The organism is Streptomyces sp. WM4235, from assembly GCF_001279725.1.
GTDB lineage: Bacteria > Actinomycetota > Actinomycetes > Streptomycetales > Streptomycetaceae > Streptomyces.
The window spans coordinates 1-14,801 of the sequence record NZ_LGDE01000282.1 but is presented as its reverse complement, the minus strand read 5'-3'; the positions used below and the strand labels follow the sequence as shown (position 1 = coordinate 14,801).

General features: G+C 74.1%; 7 protein-coding genes. 4 read left to right on the top strand and 3 right to left on the bottom strand.

All coding sequences use genetic code 11. The features are described 5' to 3' along the window. Positions 1-40: 40 nt before the first annotated feature. On the top strand, positions 41-1,219 hold the full coding sequence (gene moeZ / locus ADK55_RS19420) for an adenylyltransferase/sulfurtransferase MoeZ (RefSeq protein ID WP_053680427.1): 1,179 nt from the start codon (positions 41-43) through the stop codon (positions 1,217-1,219). A 98-nt stretch (positions 1,220-1,317) separates the two neighbouring features. On the opposite strand, the gene ADK55_RS19415 is transcribed toward moeZ, so the two are convergent. From ADK55_RS19415 to ADK55_RS19405, 3 genes are all read right to left on the bottom strand, one after another. Continuing rightward, positions 1,318-2,919, bottom strand: coding sequence for an alpha/beta hydrolase (locus ADK55_RS19415; protein ID WP_053680426.1), 1,602 nt, complete (start codon positions 2,917-2,919; stop codon positions 1,318-1,320). A 128-nt stretch (positions 2,920-3,047) separates the two neighbouring features. Beyond that, positions 3,048-4,427: a protoporphyrinogen oxidase gene (gene hemG / locus ADK55_RS19410; RefSeq protein WP_234350147.1), complete on the bottom strand. Its 1,380-nt coding sequence runs from the start codon at positions 4,425-4,427 to the stop codon at positions 3,048-3,050. A gap of 223 nt (positions 4,428-4,650) precedes the next feature. Next, on the bottom strand, positions 4,651-7,575 hold the full coding sequence (locus ADK55_RS19405) for a lysylphosphatidylglycerol synthase transmembrane domain-containing protein (protein ID WP_107089236.1): 2,925 nt from the start codon (positions 7,573-7,575) through the stop codon (positions 4,651-4,653). 119 nt (positions 7,576-7,694) lie between these two features. Here ADK55_RS19405 and ADK55_RS19400 point away from each other — a divergent pair, with 119 nt between their 5' ends. The 3 genes from ADK55_RS19400 to ADK55_RS19390 all read left to right on the top strand — a co-directional run. After that, on the top strand, positions 7,695-8,042 hold the full coding sequence (locus ADK55_RS19400) for an MGMT family protein (RefSeq protein ID WP_053680505.1): 348 nt from the start codon (positions 7,695-7,697) through the stop codon (positions 8,040-8,042). Positions 8,043-8,396: 354 nt separating this feature from the next. Continuing rightward, positions 8,397-11,840 (top strand): ATP-dependent helicase, encoded by a 3,444-nt coding sequence (locus tag ADK55_RS19395; protein ID WP_420713646.1) that lies wholly within the window; start codon positions 8,397-8,399, stop codon positions 11,838-11,840. Positions 11,841-11,906: 66 nt separating this feature from the next. Then, on the top strand, positions 11,907-14,801 hold a 2,895-nt coding region (locus ADK55_RS19390; RefSeq protein ID WP_053680423.1), incomplete at its 3' end, for an ATP-dependent helicase.

Sequence of the window (14,801 nt, the reverse complement as noted above, 5' to 3'; positions counted from 1 at the left end):
TGATGCTCCCCGCGGCTGCGGGGATGACCCTGGAGTCCCCGTGTCGCTGCCACCCCTGGTTGAGCCGGCTGCCGAGCTCACCGTTGACGAGGTCCGTCGGTACTCCCGCCACCTGATCATCCCGGACGTCGGGATGGACGGGCAGAAGCGCCTGAAGAACGCCAAGGTGCTCGCGGTGGGCGCCGGCGGCCTCGGCTCTCCCGCGCTCATGTACCTGGCCGCGGCCGGCGTGGGCACCCTGGGCATCGTGGAGTTCGACGAGGTCGACGAGTCGAACCTCCAGCGCCAGATCATCCACAGTCAGGCGGACATCGGCCGGTCCAAGGCCGAGTCGGCCCGCGACAGCGTGCTGGGCATCAACCCGTACGTCAACGTGGTCCTTCACGAGGAGCGGCTCGAAGCCGAGAACGTGATGGAGATCTTCAGCCAGTACGACCTCATCGTCGACGGCACGGACAACTTCGCCACGCGCTACCTGGTCAACGACGCCTGCGTGCTGCTGAACAAGCCGTACGTGTGGGGTTCGATCTACCGCTTCGACGGCCAGGCCTCGGTCTTCTGGTCCGAGCACGGGCCGTGCTACCGCTGCCTGTACCCGGAGCCGCCGCCGCCGGGCATGGTCCCGAGCTGCGCCGAGGGCGGCGTGCTGGGCGTGCTGTGCGCGTCGATCGGGTCCATCCAGGTCACCGAGGCCATCAAGGTCCTCACGGGTGTCGGCGAGTCGCTGGTCGGCCGTCTGATGATCTATGACGCCCTGGAGATGCAGTACCGCCAGGTCAAGGTCCGCAAGGACCCCGACTGCGCGGTCTGCGGTCCCAACGCGACCGTGAAGGAACTCATCGACTACGAGGCTTTCTGCGGCGTCGTGTCGGAGGAGGCCCAGGAGGCCGCCGCGGGTTCGACGATCACTCCCAAGCAGCTCAAGGAGTGGATCGACAACGACGAGCCCATCGAGATCATCGACGTCCGCGAGATCAACGAGTACGAGATCGTCTCGATCCCCGGCGCGAAGCTGATCCCCAAGGGCGAGTTCCTGATGGGCACCGCCCTCCAGGACCTTCCGCAGGACAAGCGCATCGTCTTGCACTGCAAGACGGGTGTCCGCAGTGCGGAAGTCCTCGCGGTCCTGAAGTCTGCGGGCTTCTCCGACGCGGTCCACGTCGGCGGCGGCGTCATCGGCTGGGTGCACCAGATCGAGCCCGACAAGCCGGTCTACTAGGTCACCCCGAACGGACCACGCCCAGGGCCCCCACCGCGAGCGCGGTGGGGGCCCTGTGACGTACCGGCGTGCCGGCCCGGCCTACCGGCGTGCCGGAGTCAGGTGCCCTCGGGTTCCACCGGCTGCTGCTGCGGAGTCGGCGTGGCCGACTCGCTCCGGGTGCAGACGGTGCCGGTGGCCGGCACCTTCCCGTCCAGGAGGTAGGTGTCCACCGCCTTCTGCACGCAGGGGTCGCCGCTGTTGTACGCGCCGTGGCCCTGCCCCTTGTACGTCAGCTCCACGCCGACGCCCGGGCCGAGCCGCTCGACCATCTTGCGCGCGCCCTCGTACGGGGTGGCCGGGTCACCGGTGTTGCCGATCACCACGATCGGGGCGGCCCCGGGGGCGGAGACGTCGGGGGTGTCCCAGGCGCCGGGCACCGGCCAGCCGGTGCAGCTCATCAGGGCCCAGCCGAGGAAGTCCCCGAAGACGGGCGAGGCCGCGCGGAACTCGCCGAGCTTGGCCTTGGTCTGCGCGAGCGAGTAACGCTCCTTGGAGTCGGCGCAGTTGATCGCCGTGTTCGCGGCGCCGATGTTGCTGTACCGGCCCTGTTGGTCCCGGCCGTTGAGCGCGTCGGACAGCGCCATCAGCAGTTGGCCCTGGCCGCCCTCGGCCTCGTCCAGGCCCTGTTCGAGCAGCGGCCACAGTTCCGTCGAGTACAGGGCCTGGGCGATGCCGTTGGTCGCGGCGGACTCGGTGAGCTCGCGGTCGCCGATGCCGGGGATGGGCTTGGCCGCCAACCGCTTCTGCAGCTTGACGATGTTGTCCTCGATCTCCTTGACGCTGCTGCCCTGGAGCCGGCAGGCGTCGCCGCGGTCCACGCAGTCCTGGGCCCAGTTGTCGAGGGCGAGTTGGAAGCCCTTGGCCTGGCCCAGCGAGCCTTCCTCGGAGGTCTTGGTCGGGTCGACCACGGCGTCGAAGACGGCCCGGCCGACGTTCTTCGGGAAGAGGTGGGCGTAGACCCCGCCGAGTTCGGTGCCGTAGGAGATGCCGAAGTAGTTCAGCTTCTCGTCGCCGAGGGCCTGGCGGATGCGATCGAGGTCGCGGGCGGCGTTCTCGGTGCCGACGTGGGGGAGCAGCGTGCCGGACTTGGTCGAGCAGGCCTGCTGGTACTTCTTGATGTTGTCCACGAAGACCTTCTCCTGCTCCGGAGTGGTCGGGCTGGAGTCGGAGGCGTAGTAGGCGTCCAACTGCTTGTCGTTCTCGCAGCGGACGGGCGCGCTGCGGCCGACCCCGCGGGGGTCGAAGCTGACCAGGTCGTACCGCTGTCGCAGGCCGTCGTACTCCTTGGCGGCGCCGGGCAGGGTGGTGATGCCCGATCCGCCGGGACCGCCGAAGTTGAAGACGAGGGAACCGATCCGCTTGTCCTGATCGCGGGCCTTGGCCCGGATCAGCGCCAGAGGAATCGTTTCTCCTTCGGGCTTGGCGTAGTCGAGGGGGACGTCCAACGTGGCGCACTGCCAGTCCTTGCCCGGAGCCTGCCCACCGCCCTCGGCGGCGGTGGGGGGATCGCAGTCACCCCACTTCAGGGACGTGGCGCCCGAGGCACTGCCGCCCCCGGTCTTCTTGTCCTTGCTCCCGTCGTCGGAACAGGCGCTGGTGCTGACCAGCGCGGCGGCGAGGGCGGCGGCAGCGGTGACCCGCAGGGCGTTTCTCGGCATGCACCCCATCCTGTGCGCGAACGGGCCGGTCCGCGCGTGCGATGAGCCAACCGGGTGGGGCGCCGATCGGCGCCGCTTCCCGCCGCCGGGGTGTCCGCCGAACGGCGGCCGGGGCCGCCCGGGCGCGGTCAGGCGCCGCTCAGGATCCGCTTCGCCGCCGCGCGCCCCGTGGCCACGCAGGCCGCGACGCCCACGCCCTCGTACGCCGCCCCGCACAGGGCGAGCCCCGGCAGCTTGCCGGCGGCCTCCCGGATGCGGACGACGCGCTCGCGGTGGCCCACGCCGTGCTGGGGCAGCCCCCGGTCCCAGCGGGTCACCCGGGCCGCGAGGGGCTCGCCCATCGGGCCCACCGCGCGGTGGAGGTCCGAGACGGCCGCGCGGATCAGGTGCCGGTCGGGGCGGGCGAGCGGTTCGGCCTCCCCGACCCGGCCGATCGAGGCCCGCAGGACGAAGGTCTCGGGGGAGGCCTCGCGCAGCCAGGACCACTTGTTGGAGAGGAACGAGGCGGCCTTCAGGGTGTGGCCGTCCGTCGGCGGGACCAGGAAACCGTTGCCCTCGGGCAGCGGGTTCGCCCGGGCGCGGGAGAACGCCATGGTGATGACGGCCGTCGAGGCGTACGGGACGGCCGCGAGTTCCGCCTCGGCCAAGGGCGAGTGCGGGCGCAGCAGTTCCGCCGCCGCGAAGGCGGGGAGCGCGAGCACCACGGCGTCCGCCTCCATCGTCAGCACCCCGTCGTCCGTGACGGCCCGTACCCGCCAGCGGTCACCCGCGATCCGGTCCAGGGAGCGGGCGGTGGTTCCGGTGAGGACGCGGGCCCCGCAGGCCCGGGCGACGGCCTCGGGGAAGCGCCCGGCGCCGCCGACCACGCCGTGGACGGCCACGACCGGCGGGCGCGGGGCGCCGGCCGTCCTCAGCCGGCGCAGCGCGGGCAGCAGCGGGGCGCCCTGTTCGGCCAGGGCCGCGATCCGGGGCAGGGCCGCGTGCAGTGAGAGCCGGTCGGCGCGGCCCGCGTAGACGCCGCCCAGCAGGGGCTCGACCAGGCGGTCCACGACCTCCCGGCCGAACCGCGCCGAGAGGTACTCGGCGACCGAGCAGTCCCCGACCAGGGGGCGCGCGGGCAGGGTCTCCTCCTCGGCCGCCCGGGCGATGCCCTCGGGGGAGAGCAGGCCGGAGTCGGCGAGCGTCGCCGGATGCGTCGGGATGCCCATCACGTGGCCGGCGGGCAGCGGGCGCAGGGCGCCGTCGGTCCAGATCGTGGTCGGGGACGGGGCGGGGTCGCACAGGCTCGGGCCGAGCCCGACGGCCGTAGCCAGTTCCACGGCCTCCGACCGCAGGGCCATCAGGGAATCGGCGCCCTCGTCCACGCCGATGCCGGCGACGGTGCCGGTGCGCAGTTTGCCACCGACCCTCGTGCCGGCTTCCAGCACGGTGACGTCGGCCCCTTCGCGCAGCTGCCACGCCGCCGCCAGACCACTGATGCCGCCACCGATGACGATCACTGAACGCATTGATTCTCTCCCGGGGCCGATGAGTCCCCCTTCGCACCGTAGGGGGCGCCGGGCCGCCGGCACCTCGTGCTTTCGGTCAGACTCCGCGGCTCGCCCCGGGTACGGGAAGCCGCCCGGCTCGTGGGCGCGGCACGGGTCCGACCTCCGGGGCTTGCCCCGGTTCCGCGGCGTCCCGGCGTACGGGATGCCGCCGGGCGCCGGCCCCCTCGGGAGCCCCGCGCGGCTAGATGGCTTCCTTGCGGGTCAGGAAGTTGAACGAGACCCACCCCGGCAGCACCGGCAGCCAGAACGTCATCAGCCGGAACAGCAGCACCGACGAGAAGGCGATCTCGCGATCCAGCCCCGCCGCGATCAGACCCAGCGTCAGGGTGGTCTCCACCGCGCCGATGCCGCCCGGGGTCGGCGCCGCCGAGCCCAGCGCGTTGCCCGCGAGGAACACGACCGCGATGCTGGCGTAGCTGATGGCCTGGCCGCCGCCGAACGCCCGGATCGAGGCGTCCAGACACATCACGAAGCAGCCCGTCAGCAGCAGCATGCCGCCGATGCCCGTCACCAGCTTCTTCGGCCGCTGGAGCACGTCCAGCATGCGCGGCACCACGCCCGCGAACAGCGCCCGCAGCCGGGTCGCCACGAACTTCCGCATGAACGGGACCGCCGTCACCACCAGCACCAGCACCGCCACCGTCAGCAGACCCGCGATGACCGTCCGGGACGGGGTCATCTCGGTGGTCTTCTCGGTCCCGGTCAGGTAGCCGAAGGACAGCAGCAGCAGGACGTGGCTCGCGAGCCCGAACAGTTGGGACGCGCCCACGCTCGCCACCGCGAGTCCGGGCCGGATGCCCGACCGCTGGAGGAACCGGGTGTTCAGCGCGACACCGCCCACCGCCGCCGGGGCGACGAGTTTCACGAAGGATCCGGCGACCTGCGCCAGTACCGTCCGCAGGAAGGAGACCCGCTCGGGCACGAAGCCCAACAGGCTCATCGCCGCCGCGAGGTAACTCAGGGCGGAGAAGGCCAGCGCCGCCCCCACCCAGCCCCACTGGGCCTCCGCGATGATCGTCCCGAAGTCGACGTGGGCCAACTGCGTCAGCAGGAAGTACGCGCCGAAGGCGCCCGCGATGAACGACACGAGGGTGCGCGGCCTGATCCGCTCCAGGCGGGCCGGCTCCACCGGCGCCTGGGGGCGCAGCAGCAGCACCTGCCGGCGGATCTGACTCAGCAGATCCTCCTCGCGGGCCTCGTCGAGCGCGTCGTCCAGGGCCCGCTTCTCGGCCTTGCGGTCGGCGGCCGTGGCCTCGGCGGGAGCCGAGGCATTGGCCTCGCGCGCCGCCTTCGCGGCCCGCGAGGACTCCAGTACGGCCTCCCGTTCCCGGTCGGCCCGCTCCCGGGCGAGCTTGCGCAGCGTCGCCCGGGTGGAGCGGCTCAGCGCGATCGGCTGGAGCAGCGGCAGACAGTCCGCGACCACGTCGGGACCGAGCACGGACACCGCCGAGGCCACCGATCGCTCGGCGCCGACCCGCAGGCCGAGGGTGGCCAGCAACTGGGCGACGTCCATGCGCAGCACCAGGTCACCGGCCGCGATCTCGCCGCCGCGCAGGTCGGTGAGGATGACCTTGCCGGAACGATCCACCACGAGGGCGTCACCGGTCAGTCGCCGGTGCGCGATCCGCCGCGACTGGAGGGCCTTCACCTGCTCCCACGCGTTGCGCGTCAGCTCGTCGGTGATCTCCCCGTCGGGCAGGGAGTCGAGGGTGCGGCCGCCCAGGTGCTCGTACACGAGCATCACGGCGTCCGGACCGAGCTCGGAGGTCGCGATCAGCTTGGGCGCGTTCGCCCCGGCGGCGATGGCGGCGTACGCGAGGAGGGCCTCCTGCTCCAGTGCCTGACGCAGCGACTGGAGGCTGCGCCGGGTGGTGATGCCGCGCAGCGTGAGCCGGCGCCAGACCCGGTAGAAGAAGCCCTGCGCCTGCTGCTCGCGGTCCACGACCGTGACGTCGAGGGGCGGCCCCTTCTCCAGCGTCACGTGGTACCGGCGGCCCCGGTCGCTCACCTCGGAGGCCTCCGGGCCGTCCGGGGCCTCGGCGCGCATCGCGCTGACCGGCTGGAAGCCGACCCGGCGCAGACCGGCGAGGAGGTTCTGCCCGGTGGGGCGGACGTTCGGGGAGCCGACGGCGTACAGGGTCCCGTAGGCGACGGTCCAGCCGATGAGGACGGTCAGGATGATCGACAGGGGCGTGGTGTACCCGCTGACCAGCATGGCGAAGGCGTCGAGCAGCAGCACCACCCACAGGGCGACCCGCCAGCGCGGCCGGCGCGTCATGCCGACCGCCGTCATGTAGGCGATGACCGGGGCGAGATAGCCGTGCACCGGGTCGGTCAGGGCGCCGGCGGTACCCGTCGGCAGGGTCAGGGAGTCCTGGATGGTGGCGGAGGCGGCCTGGGAGACCCACAGGTCGGTGGCGAGGGTGACGCCGTGCGCGAGGACGGCGGCGAGGACGCCGTCGGCGATGCGCAGACCGTCGCGTTTGATGAGCCGTTCGATCGCGAAGGCGACGGGCACCAGCAGCACGGCGATGCTCGACACCAGACCCGCGACCTTGATCAACAGGTCGGGTGCCTGGCCAGTGCCGTTGCTGATGTCCTCTTCGAGGCCCGCGGTGGTGCCGTGGGCGAAGGCGGCGATGGCGAGGACCACGGCGATGCCGAGGATGCCGACCAGCAGGCGCACCAGGTCGGACGGGCGGTGCACGCGGGCCGCGAGCAGCGGTTCGTCCACCTCGACCTGGTCGGCGGCGGTGGGGGCGTGACCGTGCGGGCGCTCGGGGTGGTCGAAGTCGTCCACCCGCCCGTGGTCGGGGTCGAGGCCGTGGTGACCGCCGCGGCGTCCCGCGTCCCGCTCGTCGCGGGGACCCTCGTCCGCGTGGTCGTCCGCGTGGTCGCGGGCGGGGCTCCCGGGCCCGTCGGCGGGCCGGTCACCGGGCGTGTCGTCCGCGCCGGCGTTCGGCACGTCGGACCTGTCGTCGGGCATCTCGCGGGGCGCGTCCGGGTGCGCGTCTGGGCGCGCGCCGTCATCCGCCGTCGCGCCGTCCGGAGGGCTCACACCCTGCTCCTTCGCCGTCACATCCGTCTCTTCTTGATCACGTATCACCAGTCACCGCCCGCAAGATGGTGGCACGGACCGGCTGCCGTGCGGGGCAGCAGGGTGCGCGCCGGTGCGGAAGGAAACCTTCCGTCGGGGTGTCGGTGACGTGCGGCACCATGTCCCGAATGAGCGAAGAGCTTCCCGAGTACGCGGAGCGGGTGCTGGAGGCGGCCGAGCGGATTCCGCCCGGCCGGGTGATGACGTACGGCGACGTCGCGGAGTGGATCGGCGCGGGCGGACCACGCCAAGTCGGGCGTGTCATGGCCCTGTACGGGGGAGCCGTGCCCTGGTGGCGCGTGGTCAGGGCCGACGGCCGACCGCTGCCCGGCAGCGAGCACCGGGCCCTGGAGCACTACCGCGCCGAGGGCACCCCACTGCGCGACACGGCCGGCGGCGAGCCCCGGCTGGCGATGCGCCGGGCACGCTGGGACGGGCGGCAGGGACCGGGCGAAGGCGACGAGGGTCACATCTGACAGCTTCCGGCACCCGGAGCCGGCGCGGGCGGTCGAAGGCTCGTACGGGGGACGACACGAGGACCCCCCGAGGCGACGCCGGGAGCCGCCCGGGGAGACTGCGGGAGCCCGCGCGGGTGGCGTAGCGTGGCCCCTTCGGCCGTCGCCGCCGCCCTCGCCGTCCTCGCCGCAGTCGCCACCGACGCGACGCTCGGCACGACGGTCGGGAGCGCGGTCGGCGAGGCCACCGAGGCAACCGCAGTCGTCGCAGCAACCGCAGTGACGGAAGACCCACCAGGACCGGCACACCACGTGATCACCTCTCCTTCCGACCGCTCGGAGCGGCGTACGCGGACTCCTGACGCGTACCGCCTGGTGCGCACCGGGCCGGAACGGGTGGCTCCCCCTGTCTTGGACGCAGCGCAGCGGGCGGTGGTTGACCACACCACCGGACCACTGCTCGTCCTGGCCGGACCCGGTACCGGGAAGACCACCACCCTGATCGAGGCGGCCGCCGCCCGGGTCGAGGCCGGCACGGACCCCTCCCGCATCCTGATCCTCACCTTCAGCCGCAAGGCCGCCGTCGAACTCCGCGACCGCGCCGCCCTGCGCCTGGGCGGCGCGCGGGCCCCGCAGGCCACCACCTTCCACTCCTACTGCTACGGCCTGGTCCGCGCCCACCAGGACACCGACCTGTTCGCCGACCCGCTGCGGCTGCTGTCCGGGCCGGAGCAGGACGTCATGGTCCGCACCCTCCTGGAGGGCCAGCGCCGGATCCGCTCCATCCGCTGGCCCGACGACCTGCGCGCCGCCCTGACCACGCGCGGGTTCGCCGACGAGGTCCGCGCCGTCCTGGCCCGCGCCCGCGAACTGGGCCTGGGCCCCGGGGCACTGTCCGACTTCGCCGACCGCATCGGCCGCCCGGACTGGAAGGCGGCCGCCGCGTTCCTCTCCGAGTACCTGGACGTCCTCGACATGCAGGGCACCCTCGACTACGCGGAACTCCTCCACCGCGCCGTCCTGCTGGCCGAACGCACGCCGTCCCTGGCCTCGGCCCACGACGTGATCCTCGTCGACGAGTACCAGGACACGGACGCCTCCCAGCTGCGCCTGCTGCGCGCCCTGTCCGGACCCGGCGGCACACTCATCGCCTTCGGCGACCCGGACCAGTCGATCTACGCGTTCCGCGGCGCCGACATCAACAACATCCTGGACTTCGAGACCTCCTTCCCCGGCGCCCGGGTCCGGGCCCTCACGGTCGGCCGGCGCTCCTCCTCGGAGCTGCTCGCCGCGACCCGCCTCCTCACCACCCGCATGCCCGTCCCGCGGCTGCCCTCGGCGGCCGTACGGGCCCACCGCGACCTGCGCGCCACACGGGAGGGCGGCCGGGTGGAGGTGTACACGTACCCCACCGCCGGGGCGGAACTGGACAACATCGCGGACATCCTGCGCCGGGCCCACCTGGAGGACGGCGTGCCGTGGCAGGACATGGCCGTCCTGGTCCGCGCGGGCGGCCGTACCCTTCCCGCGATGCGCCGCGCCCTCGTCTCGGCCGGCGTGCCCGCCGAGACGGACGGCACGGACACCCCCCTGCGCCACGAACCCGCCGTGGCCCCCCTGCTCACGGCCCTGCGCATCACCGCCACGGCCGCCGCCCGCCCGCAGGCACCCGAGGACCCCGCGGATCCGGACGATGCGGGCTCCGACGGCGAGCGCCCCGAGGGACCGTCCGACGCCGAGCGGCCGGAGGGACCGTCCGACGCCGACGCCGACGCCGACGCCGACGCCGACGCCGACGCCGACGCCGAAGCGGACGCGGGCGCCGGAGCCGAAGCCGAAGCGGGCGCGGGCGCCGGAGCCGACGTGGACGCCCCCGTTCCGGCCGACCCCGCCTCCGCGCCCCCCTCGGACCGGGACCGGGACGGGGCCGGCACCGCCGACCACGGATGGGTCGGGGTCGAGGCGGCCATCGCCCTGCTCGGGTCCCCGCTCGGCGGGATGGACGCCGCCGACCTGCGCCGCCTCGGCCGGGCCCTGCGCGACGAGGAACGGGCCGCGGGCGTCAAGGTGCCCGCGCCCTCCGACGTCCTGCTGGCCCGCGCCCTCGCCGAACCCGAGCGGCTCGTCGCCCACGACCCCGCCCACGCCCGCGGCGCGCAGCGCCTCGGCCTGCTCCTGCGCAAGACGCGCGAACTGCTCCAGGGCGGCGGCACCGCCGAAGAGGCCCTGTGGACCCTGTGGGACGGCACCCCCTGGCCGCAGCGCCTGGAACGCGGCGCCCGTCGCGGCGGCGCCGGCGGACGCAACGCCGACCGGGACCTCGACGCCGTCTGCGCCCTCTTCGACACCGCCGCCCGCGCCGAGGACCGCACCGGCGGTCGCGGCGCCCTCAACTTCCTCGAACAGCTCGAAGCCGAGGACATCGCCGCCGACACCCTCACCATCCGCGCGACCCGCCGCGACGCCGTCCGACTGATGACCGCCCACCGGTCGAAGGGTCTGGAATGGGGCCTCGTCGTCGTCGCCGGCGTCCAGGAGGGGCTCTGGCCCGACCTGCGCCGGCGCGGCTCCCTCCTGGAAGCCGACCGGATCGGCCGCGACGGCCTCGCCGAACCCCTCACCCCCGGCGCCCTCCTCGCCGAGGAACGCAGGCTGTTCTACGTGGCCGCCACCCGGGCCCGCGAGCGCCTCGTCGTCACCGCCGTCAAGGCCCCCGCCGAGGACGGCGACCAGCCCTCCCGCCTCCTCACCGAACTCGGCGTCACCCCGAAGGACGTCACCGGCCGCCCCCGACGTCCCCTGGCCGTCCCGGCGCTCGTCGCGGAACTACGCGCCACCACCGTCGACCCCGAGGCCTCCGAGGCCCTGCGCGACGCCGCGGCCCGCCGGCTGGCCCGCCTCGCCGTACTCACCGACGACGAGGACCGCCCCCTGGTCCCCGCCGCGCACCCGCAACGCTGGTGGGGGCTGTACGAACCGACCCGCAGCAGCGTCCCGCTCCGCGACCGGGACCGCCCCGTGGCCCTGTCCGGATCGGCCCTGGAGCAGCTCGCCAACACCTGCTCCCTCCAGTGGTTCCTGGGCCGCGAGGTCAAGGCCGACGCCCCCTCCACCGCCGCCCAGGGCTTCGGCAACGTCGTCCACGTCCTCGCCGACGAGGTCGCCTCGGGCCGCACGCCCGCCGACCTCGCCGTCCTCATGGAGCGTCTCGACTCCGTCTGGGACGCCCTCGCCTTCGACGCCCCCTGGAAGTCCCGCCAGGAGAAGGAGAACGCCCGCGCCGCCCTGGAACGCTTCCTGCGCTGGCACACCACCGACCGGGGCGGCCGGGAGTCCGTGGCCACCGAGCACGACTTCGACGTCACACTGGAGGCGGGGGAGTTCGCCGTACGGATCCGCGGCTCCATGGACCGGGTCGAGGCCGACCCGCAGGGCCGCGCCTACGTCGTGGACTTCAAGACCGGCAAGGCCGCCCCCACCAGGGACGAGGTCGCCCGCCACCCCCAGCTCGCCGTCTACCAGCTCGCCGTGCGCGAGGGCGCCGTCGACGAGGTCTTCGACGGCGTGCGCCCCGATCCCGGCGGCGCCGAACTCGTCCAGCTGCGCCAGGGCGCGCCCAAGAAGGACGGCGGCGACGAGGTCCCCAAGGTGCAGGCGCAGCAGCCCCTCGAAGGCGAGTGGGTGGGCGACCTGCTGGCCAACGCCGCCGGCCGGGTACTTGACGAGCGGTTCACGCCCGCCGCCGGCGAGCACTGCAAACGCTGCTCCTTCCGCAGCTCGTGCACCGCTCTCCCCGAGGGCCGCCAGACCGTGGAATGAGCCGCGCCCGGCCCGCTCGTCGAGACGGCGGTGGGGAGTGTCGGTGCCGGCGGCTAGCCTTTTCACGTGTCCGCGCGCCCGACCGTCCCGGCGGTGATCAGCGATCCCGAGCAGCTCAAGGAGCTCCTCGGGATCCCCTTCACGCCCGAACAGATGGCCTGCGTCACCGCCCCGCCCGCCCCCCAGGTCATCGTGGCGGGCGCCGGCTCCGGCAAGACCACCGTCATGGCGGCCCGCGTCGTCTGGCTGGTCGCCACCGGCGCCGTCGCACCCCAGGAGGTCCTCGGCCTGACCTTCACCAACAAGGCCGCCGGCGAACTCGCCGAGCGCGTGCGCAAGGCCCTCGCGCGCGCCGGCATCAGCGACCCGGACCCCTCCCCGGCCGACCCCGACGCGCTCGCGGGCGAGCCGCGCATCTCCACGTACCACGCCTTCGCCGGGCAGCTCCTCAAGGACCACGGTCTGCGCATCGGGCTGGAGCCCAGCGCCCGACTGCTCGCCGACGCCACCCGCTTCCAGCTCGCCGCGCGCGTGCTGCGCGAGGCGCCCGGCCCGTACCCGTCGCTGACGAAGTCCATCCCCGACCTGGTCAGCGACCTGCTCGCGCTCGACGCGGAACTCTCCGAACACCTCGTGACCCCCGAGGAGCTGCGCGCGTACGACACCGCACTGCTCGACGTCCTCGCGGACACCCGGCTCACCAACGACGACCTGCGCAAGGTCCCCGAGGCCGGCCGCGGCCGGCTGGAACTGCTGGAGCTCGTCGCCCGCTACCGCGTCGCCAAACGCTCCCGCGACCTGATCGACTTCAGCGACCAGATCGCGCTCTCCGCGCGACTCGCCACCACCCGGCCCGAGGTGGGGGCGCTGCTGCGCGAGGAGTTCAAGGTCGTCCTGCTCGACGAGTACCAGGACACCTCCGTCGCGCAGCGGCTGCTGCTGTCCGGGCTGTTCGGCGGCGGCACCGGCCACGCCGTCACCGCCGTCGGCGACCCCTGCCAGGCGATCTACGGCTGGCGCGGCGCCTCCGTGGCCAACCTCGACGACTTCCCCGAGCACTTCCCGCACGCCGACGGCCGCCCCGCCACCCGCTTCTCGCTCGGCGAGAACCGCCGCAGCGGCGGTCGCCTCCTCGACCTGGCCAACGAACTGGCCACGCCGCTGCGCGCCATGCACGAGGGCGTCGAGGCGCTGCGCCCGGCGCCCGGCGCCGAACGGGACGGATCCGTGCGGTGCGCCCTGCTGCCCACCCACGCCGAGGAGCTGGAGTGGCTCGGGGACTCCGTCGCCCACCTGGTGCGGACGGGGACCGAACCGGGCGGGATCGCCGTGCTGTGCCGCTCGGCCGGAGACTTCGCCCGGATCCAGGCGGTCCTGGTGGCCCGCGACGTCCCCGTCGAGGTGGTCGGCCTGTCCGGCCTGCTGCACCTGCCGGAGGTCGCCGACCTGGTCTCGGTCTGCGAGGTGCTCCAGGACCCGGGGGCCAACGCCGCCCTCGTCCGGCTGCTGATCGGCCCGCGCTGGCGCATCGGCGCCCGCGACCTGGCGCTGCTCGGGCGCAGGGCACGCCAACTGATCGGACGGACCCCCGCCGGCGCGGACGATCCGGACGGCCGGCTCGCGGCGGCCGTCGAGGGCGTCGACCCGGCGGAGGTCGTCTCGCTCGCCGACGCGCTGGAGACCTTCCTCGACGGATCCGGGGCCTCCTCCGCCGACGACCTGCCCTTCTCGGCGGACGCCCGCGTCCGCTTCGCCCACCTCGCCCGCGAACTGCGCGACCTGCGGCGCTCGCTCGCCGACCCGCTGATGGACGTCCTGCACCGGGTGCTGGCCGCGACCGGCCTCGACGTGGAACTGTCCGCCTCGCCGCACGCCCTCGCCGCCCGACGGCGCGAAACCCTGTCGAACTTCATGGACGTGGCCGCCGGGTTCGCCGCCCTCGACGGGGAGGCCTCGCTGCTCGCCTTCCTGGCCTTCCTGCGGACCGCCGCCCAGTACGAGAAGGGCCTCGACCACGCGCTCCCCGGCGGGGAGAACACCGTCAAGGTGCTCACCGCCCACAAGTCCAAGGGCCTGGAGTGGGACGTGGTGGTGGTCCCGGACCTGTGCGCGGGCGCCTTCCCGAAGGAGAAGCCGCCGGAGGCCTGGACCTCGTACGCCAAGGTCCTGCCGTACGCCCTGCGCGGCGACGCCTCCACCCTGCCCGGGGACCCGGCGTGGACCGCGGCGGGGATCAAGTCCTTCAAGGCCGCCCTGAAGGAACACAAGGCCGTCGAGGAACTCCGCCTCGGATACGTCACCTTCACCCGCCCCCGCTCCCTCCTCCTGGCCTCCGGCCACTGGTGGGGCCCGAGCCAGAAGAAGCCGCGCGGCCCGTCGGCGTTCCTCTCCGCGCTGCGGACCCACTGCGAGGCCGGGCACGGCGAGATCGAGGCCTGGGCGCCGGAGCCCGAGCCCGGCGCCGAGAACCCGGCCCTGTCCGAGGCGGGCGCCCCGGACCACTCCTGGCCCCTGCCCCTGGACCCGACCTCGCTGCGCCTGCGCCGCCGCGCGGCGGCGTTGGTGGAAGCCCACCTCGCGACTCCTCCGCCGCCCGAGGAGCCCCACCTGTGGCCCTCCGACCGCGAGGACCCCGCCTACGACACGGAACCCTGGCCGGACGCGGACCCCCACCCGGACCCCGATCCGGACCCCGACCCGTGGTCCGAGGCCGATCCGGACGCGGAGCCCTGGCCGGAGACGGACCCCTGGCCCCGGTCGGCGGACGCGGCCCCCGGCGCGGCCGCGCACCGGGCCCGCGTCCCCGCCCAGGACGCCGACCGGTACACGACCCCCGCGCCCCCGCCCGACGAGGACCTCTGGGCCCCGGGCGAAGCCCTGCCCGCGCCCGCCCCGGCCCAGGCCCCGGCCGCGCCCGAGGATGCGTACGAGGACCCCCGGGCGGCGCCCGGTGCCCGGGTC

Coding starts and splice junctions, on each gene's coding strand:
- ADK55_RS19415 (WP_053680426.1), bottom strand. CDS start 2,919: ATGCCGAGAAACGCCCTGCGGGTCACCGCTGCCGCCGCCCTCGCCGCC.
- hemG (WP_234350147.1), bottom strand. CDS start 4,427: ATGCGTTCAGTGATCGTCATCGGTGGCGGCATCAGTGGTCTGGCGGCG.
- ADK55_RS19400 (WP_053680505.1), top strand. CDS start 7,695: ATGAGCGAAGAGCTTCCCGAGTACGCGGAGCGGGTGCTGGAGGCGGCC.